Raw genomic sequence first — 16,767 nt, 5'->3', positions numbered from 1 at the left:
TCATATGACCAATCAAAATCAACTTAGACCAGGACCTGCTTTCCTTGAAGGGATAGCCGTGCCGGAGAAACCGGAAGCATGGACGGAGGGGGAATGGACGGGCAAGCTGCAGACCAAGGAAGGCCATGCGAAATTTTATGTTTTTTATTACGGTGAATTGATGGACGATCTGATTGCTATGACCGAGTTCGCACCTCAGCTGATTGTTGCAGAGGATGCTGTCACAGGCAAACGCTACGTTTTGTTCGACGGCTGTAAGCACGGGTACGATGCCATGCTGTGCGATACCTATTCAGATGAACAACAGAACAACCGGACGCCGCTGCTGCCGTATGTTGATGCTGATGGTGAAGATACGTTCGAGATTCGCTTAACCGTGTTTTATAATGTCGATTGGGATGAGGAATTTTCATCCGATGTGGACGAGCAGGGACAGATTGAATTGATTAGCGGGGAACGCTGTGATTTTGAGGAAGCAAAACGAAACGGTTTTGATGCGCTGAGCATTACCGTTGTGAATACACGGGGGCTGGAGACGGAAATAGCCCAAGAAGAACTGGCCTGATGGATATGCAGCGGAACAGTCAAGGCAAACGGAAGGAAAGCTTGTCATCACGTTTGCTGAAGAGAGGCTTGAATATTACTAGAAATCAGTAACTTCGGTTGTGGCGTTTCGATCCATCTGGTAGTGCATGGAGAATCTTATGGCGAAATCTGGGTTGATGATCGCGCTAACGATGGCGGCATATACCCGGACGAGTACTTCGGAAATACGAATCGGCTGCATTTTCTGGACTGGTATGAATTGTGGCTCGACTTATCGTTGAAGGAACTAGCCGAGTCAGCACCTTCGGGATAGGGACTCTAGTTTTGACAGTCATGTTGACAGCGGTGTTCGTTTTATCTACCGTAACAATATGAGTTTTAATGATAATAATTCTCAATTGGATGGGCGGATGATGGATGAGAGACAGTGGATCTGGAGATTTTGCGTTGCAAGTATACAGGCAAGCTGAAACAGATGTACCTGGAAGCTAAAGTATTGGAAATGATTGTGGTGTGTCTGCATGAGCTGGAGAGCGTCAAATCCGGTCCTTTGCCGCGGCATGGACGCGAAAGCGATCTGGAGAGTCTGCAGCGGGCGAAGGCTATATTGGATAACAATATAGCCGCTCCTCCAACGCTTTCCCTGTTGGCTCAATGCGTTCATATGAATGAGCATAAGCTTAAGCAGGGGTTCAAGCAGTTATTCGGTATGCCCGTATATGCGTATGTGCTGGACAGAAGAATGACGAAGGCCAAATATTTGCTCGAGATGGAGCAATTGCGGGTGGGCGAGGTTGCGGAGCATATCGGATACTCCAGCAACCAGCATTTCACAAGGGCTTTTTATAAGAAATTTGTCTGCAATCCAAGTGATTGCCTTAAGCGAAGGGACGTCGTGGAGCTGCAATAATTCGGATCGGGTACATTTAACTCCGGACTGGGTATGGGAATGCCCGCTCAATCCAACTAAAATATCAACTAGTGATAATGGTTCTCACTGGTTGATATTTTTATTTTTTGGGAAAGAGGTCATTTTCGATGAAAGACACTTCATTGCGCTCCATGCTCTTCATATTGCTTGTCGTTATGTTCACCCTGAATGCATGCGGCAGCACTCCATCAAGCTCTAATCAGAACGTATCTTCCAGTTCGGGGCAAGGAGCGGAACCCCCAAGGATACTTTGTATACAGTGATAAGACGGTAAGCACGTACTACGCCGATTTGGGCTTTGCGACAAACCCGGAAGTAATCTCGATCAGGAGGTAAGCCTGGAGGGATTGAGCAAGATTGACGCTGATTTTATTTTCTTGGGCGAGGATCCGCTCGCATAAACCTTGATAAGGTTAATATGTATAAATATACTAATTAAACGTCATGCAAATCCATTATAAGGAGGGTTATGATGAGTGCGACAGGCATGAACCCGGCCATAGATCCGGTGTCAAAGAAGAAAAGAGGCGGATGGCGCGTCGTATGGATAACGGCGCTTATTCTCGCGCTATTGCTCGGCAGCGTAAGCGGTATAGCCTATTGGATTGCGCGGAACAGTCTTCCGCTCATTCAAGGAAAGCTGGAGTTGGAGGGACTGCAGCAGCCGGTTTCGGTCTGGCGCGATGTGAACGGCGTGCCGCACATTGAGGCCAGGAATGAGCATGATTTGTATTTGGCGCAAGGGTATGTGACAGCCCAAGACCGGCTGTTTCAAATGGATATGATGAGACGTTTAGGTTCGGGACAGCTTAGTGAGATCATGGGGGAACAAACTTTGGAACGCGATAAGATTTTCCGGGCGTTCGGTCTGCGGCGGGCTGCAGAAGCTTCGCTGGCGGTTTATTCCGCCGATGCAAAGAATGTGCTGGAATGGTATGCCCAAGGCGTCAATCAGTACATTCGCCAAGCGCAGGCTTCGGGAGCGCTTCCGGTCGAGTTTCGCCTGTTGGGCTACAAGCCAGCCGATTGGGAGCCGGTTGATTCGCTGGTGATTGGCAAAAATATGGCCTATGATCTGGGAGGACATTGGACAGGGCAGGCATTCCGTTACCAGCTTGCCCAGCGGGTCTCGCCGGAGATGGCGTTAGAGTTGTTCCCCTCGTACCCCGAAGGGGGAGCGTTGATCATTCAGGCGCTGAAGGATCATCCCATAGACCTCAAAGCGATGCTTGCGGCAGCCGTAATCCCTGATCCGCTCAACGGCAGCAATAACTGGGTTGTTTCCGGAAAAAAATCAGTCTCTGGAAAGCCCATGCTCGCAAACGATCCTCATCTGCAACTGGGCACGCCGTCCATTTGGTATGAAACGCATCTTCAAGCGGCAGAGCTGAATGTAAGCGGCGTTGTTTTCGCAGGCATTCCGGGCATTATTCTCGGGTACAATCAGCATCTGGCTTGGGGCGTCACGAATTTGAACCCGGATGTGCAGGATCTGTACATCGAGAAGCGAAACCCGGATAATCCGAATGAGTTTGAATATATGGGCAAGTGGGAGCCAGCGAAGCTCTATGACGAAGAAATAAAGGTAAAGGGCAAGCCTGCGGTTACTTATCAGGTAGCCGTAACAAGGCATGGTCCGATCATTTCCGAATTTGCTCAGGACAATCAACAAGATCTGGCGCTTGCGTTGCGATGGACCGCGTTGGAGCCTACCAAGGAGCTCGAAGCGTTTCAGCGGTTTGGCAAAACACGCAATTGGGAGGAATTTAAAGAAGCGCTCACTTATTTTGATGCCCCTGCGCAAAACTTTGTCTTTGCCTCGAATGACGGGACCATTGCTTACCGGGCGAACGGCAACATCCCCATCCGCAAGAAAGGGAGCAGCCAGGTCCCCGTTCCGGGGTGGACTGACGAATATGAGTGGACCGGATACATTCCATGGGAAGAACTGCCGACCACCGTTAATCCGCCTACAGGATATATCGCGACCGCCAATAACAAGGTTGTTGATGACAGCTATCCTTATCACATCACGAACACCTGGTCGGAGCCGTACCGGGAAGCCCGTATTCAGCAGGTGCTGGAAACCAAGGAGCTCTTGCAGGCGGAAGATCTCCAGAAGCTTCAATTCGACCGTCACAATCTGATGGCGGAGGAATTCCTGGAAGGACTGTTAGCAGAGCTTCGGAATAATGCATCCCTCCGTTCGATTGACCAAGAAGCCGCGGAGCTGCTTCAGGCTTGGAACAAGGAGGATGATGCGGAGCAGGGAGCGCCGCTGGTTTTTGCTTTCTGGATGAGACAGCTTGAAGAAGTCATATTTAAACCTGAAGTGACCGATGATTTGATGAAATTATTTGAAAACAGGGAGAGTGTACGGGATGCCCTGCTTCGCAAGGCGCTTGCCGGAACTCCGACGCTGTGGATTGATGGAAAAGGCGGCATCGAAAAGATAGCGCTTGGCTCTTTCCAACTTGCCGTGGATCAAGCGGTTTCCCTGCAAGGTAAAGATCCGGCAAAGTGGCAATGGGGCCGCTTTCACCAAGTTAAATTCGCCCATCCGCTAGGCGCAATTAAGCCGCTTGACCTTTTGTTCAATGCGAAGGCTGTCGGCATGGGAGGCAGCAAAGTCACGGTCGGCATGGCGGGGTGGGATGCGAACACGGGGGACATGAATCTAGGAGGCGCTTGGCGTACCGTTATCGATCTCGCCGAGCCGCTAAAGTCGTTCAATGTCGTAGGGCCCGGACAATCGGGGCAACTGCTGAGCCCCTGGTATCACGACCAAGTTGACGCTTGGACAACAGGCAAGTATCACGAGACTAGCATGGATCCGGGCGCTTACCGGGCAGCGGGACATCACTTGGAACTGGTTCCAGCCGCGGCAACCATTGAAAATACAAGATGAGCATCGCCTTCTGCCGCATCACCTATAAGGGGACGATGAAAAGATTATGTATGGTAAGCAAAGTTGGGATTGGTCAACTGGATATGAAAACTATGGCGCAAGACGATTGTCAATAATGCGGAAACCCTTCGAACATGTGAAATGTTTGGAGGGTTGTTTTTATTTCCGCTCCTTCCATAGGGAAAAAAACTTCCTCAACAGGTAGCACGAAACTTCGTTGTGAATGATAATCATTATTAATGAAATCCGCAACCAGACTAAAAATCAGGCAATGCGGAACCAACGCTATGTGAGGAGTTTATTCATGAAAAAGCATGCTGTAAAAACTTTTCTATTATCCGCAATCATGACGCCTTTGCTACCCTCAGCTTGCGCACAATCGGCCCAAGCAGAGGGGACAGAACCAATCGACTCAGCAGCAGCTGCTGACCATGTATGGAAGACAGAAGCTGAACCAGAAAAGGTTATAGCCGTTGGTCAAACAACGGCAGAACTTCTCGTAGAATTCGGTTTGGAGGATAAAGTGGTTGGAGTCGGCTATCTGGAACAGGTATTTTCAAAATATGCCGCTGCTTTTATTCACCCGGAATTGTACGGAGGAAATGAATAATGCCCCCAACCCATTTCGATTCCATATTAAAAAAACGATCGGTTTTTACCATGATCATTCTAATATTAAGTGCTGCCGTTGTATGTTCTGTCATCCTTGCTGTATCGATCGGGCAAGTATCCATACCTTTTATGGAATCATACCGGATATTGGTCTACCAACTCACCGGAATACCCATTGGCGATATCGGTGAACTAGCATCTGGAAGCCAGGTGGATATCATTTGGCACATTCGCTTACCCCGAGTGCTGCTGGCCATGATTGCCGGCTCCGGACTTGCTTTGTGCGGAACGGTTATGCAAGCCTCCGTGCAAAATCCGTTGGCTGATCCATATATATTGGGGATCTCATCCGGCGCCTCCTTAGGCGCAACGTTCTCCATCATGATCGGTTTTGGCGCTGCTGGTATCATAGGCGGAATGGGAATTGCTTTTTGGGCCTTCATCGGCGCTTTGGGGGCTGCCGCTTTGGTATTAGTCCTCGCCAGCATTGGCGGTAAAACGTCTTCCGTCAAGCTGGTTCTAGCCGGTACGGTCATCAATGCCTTATGCAGCGCATTTTCCAATTTCATTGTTTATTTCGCCAAGGATGCGGAAGGAATCCGTTCCGTAACCTTCTGGACAATGGGGAGCCTTGCTTCTGCGAAATGGGATAAGCTGCCGTTGATTGCTATTGTAATGCTTATCGCCGTTCTCTTCCTTTTGTTCCAATCCAGAATCATGAATACGATGCTGATGGGCGATGAAACGGCGGTTACGTTAGGAGTTAACCTTCATTTTTACAGAAGATTGTATATGATTATTTCTTCTATGATAACAGGCGTAATTGTGGCGACATGCGGCATTATCGGTTTCGTTGGTTTAATTGTTCCTCATCTCGTCAGAAGCGTTGTCGGTTCCGACCACAAGCGCCTCTTGCCGGTGGCTGTCCTTGCCAGTGCCATTTTTCTGATTTGGACAGATGTGCTGGCGAGAACCGTCATACCAAATGGCGAATTGCCTATTGGCATTGTCACAGCCCTATTCGGCGCGCCTATGTTCATGTACATGTTAATGAAGAAGAGCTACGGGTTTGGAGGAAAATAGATTGAGATTAGAAGTCGAACATTTATATGTTACGCTTGCGGGCACTGATATAGTAAAGGACATTTCTCTTCAGGTCGATAACGGACAATTTGTTGGTATTATCGGCCCTAACGGATGCGGGAAGTCGACACTTCTAAAGAGCATCTACAAAGTTATTAAACCTAAACAGGGCTCTGTATTTTTAGAGGAGAGGGATGTCTTGAAATCCAACCCCAAATCGATCTCCAAAAAAATGGGCGTGGTTGGACAATTCAATGACTTGAGCTTTGATTTCACGGTACATGAGATGGTGATGATGGGCAGAACGCCCCATAAACATGCTATGGAATCAGATAACAAAGAAGATTATGAAATTGTGCATACCGCTCTTGAAAAAGTAGATTTGCTTTCTTATGCAGACAGGAGCTACTTAACCCTGTCCGGCGGCGAAAAACAAAGAGTCATACTGGCACGGGCAATTGCGCAGCAGCCCAAATTTTTAATTTTAGATGAGCCAACCAATCACTTGGATATTAAATATCAGCTGCAAATTTTGTCCATTGTCAAAGCTTTAAAAGTGGGCACTCTGGCTGCGCTGCATGATCTATCCCTAGCCGCAACGTATTGCGATATTTTATATGTTGTCAAAGACGGAAAGGTGGTGGCAAGCGGAATTCCCAATGAAGTGTTGACGAAAGAGCTTATCAAGCGAGTCTACGAGATTGATTGCGAGATCTATGCAAACCCTGTAACTGGCGGAATGGCAATCGCCTATATCCCGACGGATACAGCAGTGCGTCAGTCAAATGAGCGTTCAAAAAGATCCACTTTTCAGCACCGAGAAGGTTGCAAGAACTCGAAGAAGGAGGAGCGGAGTGTAGGCGAGACTACATGAGCACCGGACTTCGAGAGTGAATGCAAGACTCAATGTCGAATGACATCTTGGGATGCTTCGTGATTAAAAGGGGGCTTTTTGAACAACTTCTATATGTAAAGGAGGAAATGCTATGTCCGAACAACCATCAGCTGCACTATCGACCGACGGAATGGCGGAACAACAGGTTGATCCGCGCCGTTGGTATGCGCTTGCGGTTATTCTGCTCCCGACATTACTTATTTCATTGAACACCTATATGATTCAGGTCGCGCTTCCGACTATGCAGAACAGCCTGCACGCCAGCTTCTCCGAAGCGCAGCTTATGGTCACCGGCTTTTCACTCGGTCTGGCCGTGGCGCTTATTGTGAGCGGGAAGCTTGGGGATATATACGGAAGAAAACGGATGCTGCTTATCGGGGTGAGCGGGTTTACGGTCATGGCTGCGTTGGGCGGCTTGACTTCGGATCCGACACTTCTGATTGCCATTCGCATCGTGCAAGGTCTGGCCGCGGCGCTTATCCAACCTCAGGTGCTGTCCACGATGCAGGTCAGCTTTCTGCCGCGGGAGAAGGCGCTTGCTTTCGGCTTTTACGGCGCAATGATCGGGTTTGGATTCGCCTTTGGCCTCATCCTCGGAGGAATTCTCGTCAATTGGAATCCGTTCGATCTCGGTTGGCGGACCGTATTCTTTTTCAATGTGCCGTTCGGCATTCTTGTTCTGCTGTTATTGCCGATTATACCCGAGTCGCGCGGAGGACGGGCGCAAAGTATCGATTGGGCCGGGACTGTCTTACTGATGAGCGGATTGTTTCTGCTTGTTTATCCGCTATCGGAGGGGCAAAAACAAGGATGGCCGATTTGGACCTGGAGCTGTCTGTTACTAGCTCTTCCGGTTCTGTTTGCTTTTATCGCGGTAGAAATTCGGAAACGGAAGCGGGATGCTTCTCCGCTAGTCGACCTGACTATTTTCAAACATCGTTCTTTTGGCGTAGGCATGGCAACAGTTGTGCTGATTTATCTCAGCATGTTCTCCTTCTTCTTCATTTTGAGTTATTATTTACAATTCGGTTTGCATTATAATGTTCAATACACGAGTCTGATTTTTCTGCCTCTAGGGATAGGTTTTTTCCTGACTTCCTTGGTATCGTCTCGAATCGTCAGGAGATGGGGGATGGCTGTGCTGAAAATAGGCGCTCTGGTAATGGGTGGCTGCATCCTATTACTCATTGGGTCGCTATATGTTGATGCGATGGATCTGCTGCATGTCCGAAATATATTGATATTATTGATATATGGTCTCGGTCTCGGTATGGTCACTACGCCGCTTGTCAACGTCGTTCTCAGCGCAGTGCCTATAAAGGATGCCGGGACGGGTTCGGGCTTGTTCACTACATTTATGTATTTGGCAAATTCGTTAGGGGTGGCCTTGATCGGTATTTTGTTCTCGGCCTCGCTGGGGCAATCTCTTATCGAAGCGGAGCTGCCGGATTATGTAAGGGCGTTTTCCACCTCTTTAATAGCAAGCGGAGGACTGGCTTTGGCAGCATTCGTATGCCTCTGTTTCTTGACCGACCGCAATAAGCGAATGGTTGAAGAATGATCATGAGAAGGTGGAATTCATGTGGATGCTTGGTTTTATTTAGATAACGCCTTTTGAATTTCATTGCGGATTCTCCTGCGGCGAGTGGGGCATGAAGGCGGTCCCGAACCAGTATTAAGCTCTGGTTCAACAATGTCTGGAGGAATACAGCGGGACCGCAAGCAGCGTAGAGTTGAATCAGCCTAAATTAATCGACCTTTGCCGACTATATGCAATTAATAGGTAGGCGTTCACCCAAATTGAACGGGCAGAGCAGTAAATCCCCTCATAATGTAAGTGGGCTGCCATTCAAGGCGATCGGGCGCGACAGCAAGCTTCATGTTCGGCAATCGTCCGAGCAGCGTGCCAATGGCAATCCGTCCTTCCATGCGGGCGAGGGGCGCTCCCAAGCAATGATGGATTCCCGATCCGAACGCAATATGGTGGTTGTTGCCGCGCGTGATATCCAATCGCTCCGGATGCTCGAAACATTCGGGATCGCGATTGGCTGACGCAAGCGCGATCAGCACGACATCGCCTTTGGCGAGTGTCTTGCCGCTCCATTCATAGTCTTCTCCAGTCCAGCGGTTGGTCGCAAATTCGACAGGGCCCATGAAGCGGAGCAATTCTTCGATTGCCGAGTCAATCAGCGCAGGCGTGTCTCGAAGCGCTTCCAGCTGGTCCCGGTGCTGCATCAACGCGTACATGCCGTTGCCAATCAGATTTACGGTCGTTTCATGCCCGGCTACGATCAACAGAAAGATCATCGATACGAGTTCTTGTTCGGACAGTGTGCTGCCTTCGGATTCCGCTTGCGTGAGCAAAGATAACAAATCTTCCTGCGGATCCAAGCGGCATTTCTTGATCAATGCCTTGATATAAGAGGTGAATTGATCGATTTCTGATGTGATTTGTTGATATCTCTCCGGATAATTGAAGGCTGAGACCATGGCGTGAGACCATGTGCGGAACTGATCGCGCTCTTCATTGGGCAGCCCCAACATGTCGCATATGACGATGATAGGGAGAGGATACGCATAATCTCGAATGAGTTCCATGGACTCTTGAGCTTCTACCTTGTCAATGAGCCAATGTGAGATTTCCTGAATACGCGCGCGCATTTTTTCAATCATGCGGGGAGTAAATGCCTTTTGCACCAAGGAACGCAGGCGGGTGTGATCCGGTGGGTCAGAGTTGAGCATGTGACGTAATAGCAGATCCATTCTGCTCGCAGGGACGCCTACTTCTTCGGGCCTTACGAACTGAAACAGATTTTTTTTGAAACGTTCGTTTTTCAGAGCGGCTGCGGCATCTTCGTACCGCGACACGATCCAGGCCGTGTTGCCGTTGGGCATGACCGTTTTGTGAATCGGATCATGGATCCGAAGCTGTTCATACAAGGAGTATGCCTTATCTTTAAAATCAGATGAAAAAGGGTTGACGGAGAGAAACGTGGAATTTTTCGTCATCTGTGCGCCTCCTATTACTCATAGTAAAAGACGATGTAATTATATACCTGATATGTAATGATTATTATAGCATGAGAAAACATAGAACTTAGCGCTTCGCCTCCTGAGGTGGAAATGCTTCACAACTTCTCGGCATGAGGCGTTCAGTATGATGGACAATGAGGTATTGCTCGAACAGAAGCTGACCCTCTACTTCCAAGCGTTGTTTGCCAGCCTGCATAAGCAGCAAGATTTGATCGTCATGTGTTTCGGCGAAGCTCAACGCAACCCAGCCGTTCGCACGCGGATTGAGGAGATGATCCGGGAGAATATTTCCTTAGGATCTGACTTATACTCGCTGCAAAAGCGGATGATAGAGGAGTGATGCTTCAACCAGGTGGACTGCCGGGGTTCCGACAGAAGGACGACAGCTGGCTGGATAAGGCCAAGTTTGTCACTTTCGGACATAAGGTCAAATCGATCACCGTCAAGCCTTATGTTCGGACTGATAGTACGCAGGATAAAGGCAAGCCGGAAGGAGTTCAGGCTGTTATCAAGGTGACTCCGACTCCGGACAAGCCGTTCGTACTCGAACAGAAGGGGATTGGCCGTATCACGATTACGGATATGGAGTTGCAGCAGGACAAGATCATTGTTCATTTCCAGGCAAAAGACAGGGAGCCAAGAGACTTTTATATAACAGATGATCAAGGAACATACTACGAGACGAATACGATAAAGAGCGATAATTTGAAAGAGAACAGATGTATTAGCGAGTTCGTCAATTATGAGGAGAAATCCCCTATCGGGCGGAAGCTGACTGTGAACATGGATAAGCATCATAGACAGTATATCAAGGAGCTGGAGATGAAGATCCAGGTTCAATAAGCGGATGGAAAAAGTAAAGGAATAGCAAAGAGAAAAAGAGTTATCCCCTCGTCATCGTTGATGGCGGCAGGGATAGCTTTTTTCATATATGTTGAATTCTCCAAGTTCTAGCTATAATTAACCTCATTGTTTATAACCTAGTAAATGCGAATGAACGAAAAAAAACGTCAGATTTTGGAGGCTGCATACGTTATATATAGCAAGAAGAGCCGCTTCCTAATAGAGATATTGCGGGCATCTATTAGAATCGGCTCTTTTCGCTCCTTCTTTTACAAAGGTAAACGGCAGCCATGTAACATGGCAACTCCCCATCTTCTTTGTAAAGCAAAGGGAAGCTTACAAAAAAGGAGGTATCAATAGGAGAGAGATTAGGAAGCAAGTAAGCTGCAAATCTGCAATGATATGAATATTCGTTAAGGTGGTGTAAACATAGTGAAGCGAGTTTCTGTGAAGAAAAATGCGTTAATTGCGTCGGTTGCCGCTTTGCCTATCGCTGCAATGGTATTATCTTCTGTCGTCTCGGCCGCTTATTTCAGCGGCGGGAGAGCCGCGGGGTCGTTCTCTGCCTACTATCATTCGTCCGTCTCTTCTAATGGATATGACAATCATTACGAGACGGCGCGCACCAACTGGAATGGAATTTCTTCGAAGGTAAAGGTGTCCAAAACGACAACAACCAGCGGCGACCCCGATCGATATTATGTAGGAACTACGGGCACGAGCACGCTGCTTGGTCAGATCGTCCCTTATAAACTTTCCGGAGGCACTTATGTAGAGGCGTCGCCAAACGACAAATGGGCGTATTCCACGGCTACCATCTATGATAATACGATGAAAAGTTACAAGATGACCCACAGCCAGATCGTGTCCAATGCAACCCATGAAATTGGCCATACGGTAAGCCTCGCCCATAGTCCAAGTTCATCGGGCCCTTCGGTCATGAAACAAGGCATTCAAGACATCGGCCCTCAAACCTATGATAAAAACGAATTAAAAGCAAAGTGGGGCAATTAATACGCTATTCTAATAGTATGAAGGGAGATTGGCGAAATAATGCGACGGAAAATAAACACAGGTTTGTTTGTTGCCGCAGCCGCACTGCTTCTGGTGATGGTATGGGGTAATATAAGCGGCTCAATGCTTGAAGCGACATCAGATTCAGACCCATCCAAAACGATCTCGATTCATGCCAACTTTGTCAATTTTGAGAACGCTGATCAGTTGGATTCCTTTGCGGACTTGATCGTAATTGGTACGGCGGTGCAGCGTTTCGAAGAGCGGAATCCGGTGTCTACTCATTTTGATGACGGCACATTGCAGGATTTCTACACATTAACGGATATCAGCATCGACAAAGTGCTCAAAGGTCCGGAACAAATATTGCAAGAGGATGCGCCATTAACTATTATCGAACCATTGGCCTATTTGGATATCGAAAATGAGAAGACGAAATTGACGCGCGAGAATTACATTGAATTGTACGAAGGCGACAAGAGCGTTATTTTTCTGAAAAAGAACACGTTCGGTCAGTATGCTATCATCAATCAAAACTTGGGCAAGTTCAGTTTGAACGAAACCCCCGAATTTCAAGTGACGGCCGACAATGAAGAGGCAGCGGAGTATGCTATTTTGCGGAAAGACGTGTTTGAAAAATACGGATTGAATTAAAGAATGATTTATTGGCGGCGTATTCAAAGCTTCGTTATCCGGGTTTGAATACGTCTATTTTTTTATCCAAACGAAGGGATTTCCCTCCTCTGATCATCTTTTCTTGCTTCGTCGGCCGTGCTCACCCCATTTTCTTGAAAAATGTTGAAGCAGCTTCTTGCGTGCTCTCGCCAATCGTTGGGTGATAACTTGTTCGGTTACGTGCAGCTCCCGGCTGATTTCCTTATAAGTCATTTCTTCCAAATAATACATGGTGAGCAGCGTGCGATATTCCGGCTTCAGTTCGTGGAGGGCTTGATGCAGTAACGCGTCGCGTTCTTTGAGCTCGACTTCTTCCGCGACATTCGTGTAGGCGCAATGTGTCCATTCCATCGGATGAGGGGAGCAAAACGCAAACAAGCGGCGGTCTTTTTTATTTTTTCGCAGCCAATCGAAGGCGGTATTGCGCGCCACTCGCATGATCCAGCTTTTAAGGTTGGTGGAATATTTGGTGGTTGGACCGTATGTAATGATCTTCATGAAAGATTCCTGGATAATGTCTTCGGTCAATGGATGATCGCGGACCAGCAAATAAATATCCTTATATACGAACCGGTGATAGGAACGATAGAGTCTTTGTTGTAATTCACTATCCAGGTCATCAATTCGGCTGCGCAGCAGCCAGAACCATTGCTCCATAATACAACCTCTCTTTTCGAAAAAATAAAATCCTAACCTTCATGCATCAAAATATGTATAAAAAGGAAATTACAATAATTATACACTAAATTTAGTTTTTTGGATAAAAAATAGGTGATATAAATTTGAAGAGCGTTTGGAATATTCCGCAAGGATGGAGCTTGGTGGCTCAAATGCCATATGGTGAACCTAACGAGCAACCGGGCGAGAGAACATTTTTGTCTTTTGAGGATGTAGTGAAGTTTTATTCATATCGATATGGAAGCATGGAGTGGAAAAATGAATCAACGAACGAATCGTGAAATTCAAACAATATGTAGAGAGACTATATGCTGAAGAAGCAGAGCATTTCCGTCAGTCAATGGCCGGGAATGCTCTGTTTGTTTTTGGCATTGCGAAGAAGGGGAGAATTAGAGAGCTTTAAAACAAAGAGCCGCTCGTTCCCATAAAGGATTAGGCCGGCCTCTATTCATGCAGTCGGAACTTAGTAGTTATCCCTATTGTCGTCATAGTATTCTTCTTCATATTCATCCATTTCATCGTTGGAATAGGACTCGTCATCCTCGTCCTCTTCATCGTCATAGTCTCCATCTTCTTGTTCTTCAAGGCTGATCTGATATTTCTGACCGTTAATCAGTTCCAATTTCAGTTCTTCAACTTCGTCCCAATTTACAGTGGAAATCCATTCATTGTAGGAAGATTCATTTTCGACCTCTTCACCGCTCTCGAGCAAATCCGCGTAGTTGTACTTGGAAGTGGTGCCATTTTCGTATTCGACATCGATCTCGTCAATTTCATCTAATCCGTACTTGGAGAGCTCGGCCTTGAATCTGTTTAATTTTGACAATTTAATCAGTCCCTCTCTGTAAGAAAATAGAAACTATGCAAGTTTCATTCTATAGTATGCTTGCCGTCTTTATATGTTTGGGTGAATGAACGACGTTAATCGTGGATGTTGCAGCAGTTAAGAACGGCAGGGGATGAAGTACAGAAGTATATTTTCCCTATTATCTCATACTCGCCCTTACTAATAGTTAAGAATAATCATATTTTAATGCAACTCGACGAAAGACAAGGAGCGAACCTATATGAAGGGATTGATTCTTTGTGCAGGCAATGGCACCAGGCTCCAACCTTTTTCGAATACAACCTCCAAAGTTCTACTACCAGTAGCTAATAAGCCGCTTTTATTCTATAACATTGAGAAGCTTCTTGACCTGGGTATCAAGGAGATTGGTATCGTTATCCAAGCGGCGCATGATCCTTTGTTCCGTGAAAGTGTAGGGAATGGAGAGCAGTGGGGGGCATCTATAACCTACCTTTATCAGGCAAGGGCGCTTGGAATAGCAGATGCGGTCAAGCAAGCAGAAGCATTTATTGGTTCTGATAGCTTTATTCTACTGCTTGGTGACAACTTGATTGGCCAGACGTTGGAAGGCTTGCGGGATTCGATTCTGCTAGAACGACAAGATGGAGCATTGTTGTTAGGAGAGGTTGAGAAGCCGCAGGATTACGGAGTTGCAGAGATAAAGGAACATCGCATCATAGGGTTAGAGGAGAAGCCAGCCCAGCCGAAATCCAATCTCGCCATTATGGGAGCATATGCATTTACTTCTAAAATCTTTGAAGCTGTACACGCGATCTCTCCGTCGAAAAGGGGAGAATACGAGATAACGGACGCCATTCAATGGTTAATTGAAGCGAAGTACGCTATATCCTATGATATTACCTATCAACCTCATACGGATGTAGGCACGATAGAACGATGGCTAGAAGCTAATCGATGGATGCTTCAGCAATTAGCCGATGAAGGAACCCTCGCAATGGAGACGACAAGCAGTACCAATAAGTTCAGTTCTTCGGTTATGGTGGGTAACACGAGCCAGTTGGTGACATGCGAGATTGGACCTTATACCACGATAGGCCCCCGCGTGAACTTGGAAGACTGCCGGATTGAAGATAGTATTATTCTTGAAGGCGTATCCCTTAAGAACATGAGCTTGAAAGGCGCGATCGTCAGTCGAGATTATATGGTACAACCCGCTCGGGAGGCGAACCTATGAAAACGTTAGTTGCGGGTGTTGGTTATGTAGGGACGACTACCGCACTATTATTAGCCGAATTAGGATGGAAGGTACTTGGTTTTGATACAGATAACTCCAAGATTTCAGCCCTGTCGAATGGGACCTTGCCATTTTATGAGCCTGGCTTGGACACGCTGCTTCGTACCCATTTAAGTAATGCAAATATTTGTTTTCTAGTCGATCCGGTGCAGGCGATTCGTGAGTCGCAAGTCGTCTTTATCTGTGTAGGCACTCCATCTCTGGAAGATGGAAGCTCGGATATGCGATATATCCGCAGTGTAGCCGAGATGATCGGAAATCATATGCAGGAATATAAGCTGATCGTGATGAAAAGCACCGTTCCGGTCGGGACGCAGAAACAGGTTGTACAGTGGATCTCAGAAGCGCAGATAAGTTCTATTCCGTTTGATGTCGTATCCAACCCGGAATTTCTTAGGGAAGGCAGCGCAGTATATGATGCGTTTCATCCTGATCGGATCGTGATTGGCAGCGACTCTGATGCAGCCGCACAACAAGTGAAGATGATATATCGGGATATCGATAGTCCCTATGTGGTGACGAAGCCTGCGACCGCTGAAATGATCAAGTATGCGGCAAACGCTTTCTTGGCAGCCAAAATATCGTATATGAACGAATTAGCCAGATTATGCGATCAGATCGATGTATCTATTTCCGACATTGCGGTAGGTATTGGGTATGATCCGCGTATTGGCAAGTCGTTCCTGCAAGCAGGCATCGGATACGGAGGCTCCTGTTTCCCTAAGGATGTGAAGTCGCTCTTGCATATCGCGAAGGAGCATGACACGAACTTAAGTCTGCTGCAGCAGGTCGTGCATATTAATGAGACCCAGTATCAATATTTCATCGAACAGATGGTGCGACGTCTTGGAGGGCTTGACGGTAAAATAATTGCGGTGCTTGGATTGTCATTTAAGCCGGGAACGGACGATTTGAGAGAGGCTCCTTCGCTGAAGATGATCTCACACTTGCTGCAGTCAGAGGCGGCAATCCAGGTTCATGATCCGGTGGCGGCATTGCCGGAACAGCTGTTACACAAAAATATCGTACAGTTCGAGTCAATTATGGACACTGTACGGCAGGCTGATGCGGTTGTCATCTGTACTGAATGGCCGGAGTACGCTTCTGCGAGTTGGTCTGACTTGATTCAATTGATGAGAAATGCGGCGGTGTTCGATGGCAGAAATGTGCTTGACGGTGAGCAGATGAAGGCATGGGGCTATGATTATTATGGAATCGGGAACGGGTGAAGGGAGCTGCCGCAAGGACTTATAACGGTAATGTATGACGCAAGATGCCCGGGGGAATCCACGGGCATTTCTTAATTGATTCTTATTGCCTAATTAGCTAGGGAAAATATTAAGCCCTTAAGCAGTTCCAGATTGGAGTCGGAAGGGCTTAATTACGATCAAAACTTTATAACTTTATTGTTCCGATGCTTCACGTGATCTGAAGCTTTATCATACTG

General features: G+C 47.3%; 16 protein-coding genes and 1 pseudogene. 14 read left to right on the top strand and 3 right to left on the bottom strand.

The window, feature by feature from the left end:
• Window positions 1–4: 4 nt before the first annotated feature.
• The 8 genes and pseudogenes from LQV63_RS25790 to LQV63_RS25755 all read left to right on the top strand — a co-directional run bounded on the left by LQV63_RS25790 (window position 5) and on the right by LQV63_RS25755 (window position 8,536).
• Entirely contained in the window at window positions 5–565 is a 561-nt protein-coding gene (locus LQV63_RS25790) for a hypothetical protein (RefSeq protein ID WP_233698817.1), read from the top strand.
• 75 nt (window positions 566–640) lie between these two features.
• A pseudogene (locus LQV63_RS25785) lies at window positions 641–859 on the top strand (SMI1/KNR4 family protein); the annotation flags it as partial.
• Between the two features lie 114 nt (window positions 860–973).
• Entirely contained in the window at window positions 974–1,456 is a 483-nt protein-coding gene (locus LQV63_RS25780) for a helix-turn-helix transcriptional regulator (RefSeq protein ID WP_233698816.1), read from the top strand.
• Between the two features lie 490 nt (window positions 1,457–1,946).
• The gene (locus LQV63_RS25775; RefSeq protein WP_233698815.1) at window positions 1,947–4,385 is read left to right on the top strand and encodes a penicillin acylase family protein; all 2,439 of its coding nucleotides are present in this window, start codon (window positions 1,947–1,949) and stop codon (window positions 4,383–4,385) included.
• Window positions 4,386–4,689: 304 nt separating this feature from the next.
• Complete coding sequence (locus LQV63_RS25770; RefSeq protein ID WP_233698814.1) at window positions 4,690–4,995, top strand: hypothetical protein; 306 nt, start codon at window positions 4,690–4,692, stop codon at window positions 4,993–4,995.
• Entirely contained in the window at window positions 4,995–6,080 is a 1,086-nt protein-coding gene (locus LQV63_RS25765; protein ID WP_233698813.1) for a FecCD family ABC transporter permease, read from the top strand. The genes LQV63_RS25770 and LQV63_RS25765 overlap by 1 nt, the downstream gene beginning before the upstream one ends.
• Window position 6,081: 1 nt before the next feature.
• Window positions 6,082–6,954 carry an ABC transporter ATP-binding protein gene (locus tag LQV63_RS25760; protein WP_233698812.1) on the top strand — a complete coding sequence of 291 codons (873 nt, stop codon included), beginning with the start codon at window positions 6,082–6,084 and terminating at the stop codon, window positions 6,952–6,954.
• A gap of 112 nt (window positions 6,955–7,066) precedes the next feature.
• Window positions 7,067–8,536, top strand: a complete 1,470-nt coding sequence (locus LQV63_RS25755; RefSeq protein ID WP_233698811.1) for an MFS transporter — start codon at window positions 7,067–7,069, stop codon at window positions 8,534–8,536.
• Window positions 8,537–8,766: 230 nt separating this feature from the next.
• Here the strand turns inward: LQV63_RS25755 and LQV63_RS25750 are convergent, their stop codons facing one another.
• Window positions 8,767–9,984 carry a cytochrome P450 family protein gene (locus tag LQV63_RS25750; RefSeq protein WP_233698810.1) on the bottom strand — a complete coding sequence of 406 codons (1,218 nt, stop codon included), beginning with the start codon at window positions 9,982–9,984 and terminating at the stop codon, window positions 8,767–8,769.
• A 148-nt stretch (window positions 9,985–10,132) separates the two neighbouring features.
• Between LQV63_RS25750 and LQV63_RS25745 the strand changes: the two genes are divergently transcribed.
• The 4 genes from LQV63_RS25745 (at window position 10,133) to LQV63_RS25730 (ending at window position 12,519) form a co-directional block, all read left to right on the top strand.
• The gene (locus LQV63_RS25745) at window positions 10,133–10,348 is read left to right on the top strand and encodes a hypothetical protein (protein ID WP_233698809.1); all 216 of its coding nucleotides are present in this window, start codon (window positions 10,133–10,135) and stop codon (window positions 10,346–10,348) included.
• The gene (locus tag LQV63_RS25740; RefSeq protein ID WP_233698808.1) at window positions 10,345–10,851 is read left to right on the top strand and encodes a hypothetical protein; all 507 of its coding nucleotides are present in this window, start codon (window positions 10,345–10,347) and stop codon (window positions 10,849–10,851) included. The genes LQV63_RS25745 and LQV63_RS25740 overlap by 4 nt, the downstream gene beginning before the upstream one ends.
• A gap of 432 nt (window positions 10,852–11,283) precedes the next feature.
• Entirely contained in the window at window positions 11,284–11,865 is a 582-nt protein-coding gene (locus LQV63_RS25735) for a hypothetical protein (RefSeq protein WP_233698807.1), read from the top strand.
• 39 nt (window positions 11,866–11,904) lie between these two features.
• Window positions 11,905–12,519: a hypothetical protein gene (locus LQV63_RS25730; RefSeq protein ID WP_233698806.1), complete on the top strand. Its 615-nt coding sequence runs from the start codon at window positions 11,905–11,907 to the stop codon at window positions 12,517–12,519.
• A gap of 93 nt (window positions 12,520–12,612) precedes the next feature.
• On the opposite strand, the gene LQV63_RS25725 is transcribed toward LQV63_RS25730, so the two are convergent.
• Both LQV63_RS25725 and LQV63_RS25720 read right to left on the bottom strand, forming a co-directional pair.
• A complete protein-coding gene (locus tag LQV63_RS25725; RefSeq protein ID WP_233698805.1) occupies window positions 12,613–13,197 on the bottom strand; it encodes an RNA polymerase sigma factor in 585 nt (194 codons plus the stop codon).
• Window positions 13,198–13,681: 484 nt separating this feature from the next.
• The gene (locus LQV63_RS25720) at window positions 13,682–14,044 is read right to left on the bottom strand and encodes a hypothetical protein (protein WP_233698804.1); all 363 of its coding nucleotides are present in this window, start codon (window positions 14,042–14,044) and stop codon (window positions 13,682–13,684) included.
• A 241-nt stretch (window positions 14,045–14,285) separates the two neighbouring features.
• Here LQV63_RS25720 and LQV63_RS25715 point away from each other — a divergent pair, with 241 nt between their 5' ends.
• Together LQV63_RS25715 and LQV63_RS25710 are read left to right on the top strand one after the other, a co-directional pair.
• Window positions 14,286–15,260 carry a sugar phosphate nucleotidyltransferase gene (locus LQV63_RS25715; protein WP_019419859.1) on the top strand — a complete coding sequence of 325 codons (975 nt, stop codon included), beginning with the start codon at window positions 14,286–14,288 and terminating at the stop codon, window positions 15,258–15,260.
• On the top strand, window positions 15,257–16,549 hold the full coding sequence (locus LQV63_RS25710) for a UDP-glucose dehydrogenase family protein (protein WP_233698803.1): 1,293 nt from the start codon (window positions 15,257–15,259) through the stop codon (window positions 16,547–16,549). The genes LQV63_RS25715 and LQV63_RS25710 overlap by 4 nt, the downstream gene beginning before the upstream one ends.
• The last annotated feature ends 218 nt before the right edge of the window (window positions 16,550–16,767 follow it).

Origin of the sequence: Paenibacillus profundus, from assembly GCF_021369635.1 — a bacterium.
Classification (GTDB): Bacteria; Bacillota; Bacilli; order Paenibacillales; family Paenibacillaceae; genus Paenibacillus_B; species Paenibacillus_B profundus.
The sequence above is the reverse complement of the archived record's forward strand: the minus strand, read 5'-3'. Positions and strand labels throughout refer to the sequence as shown.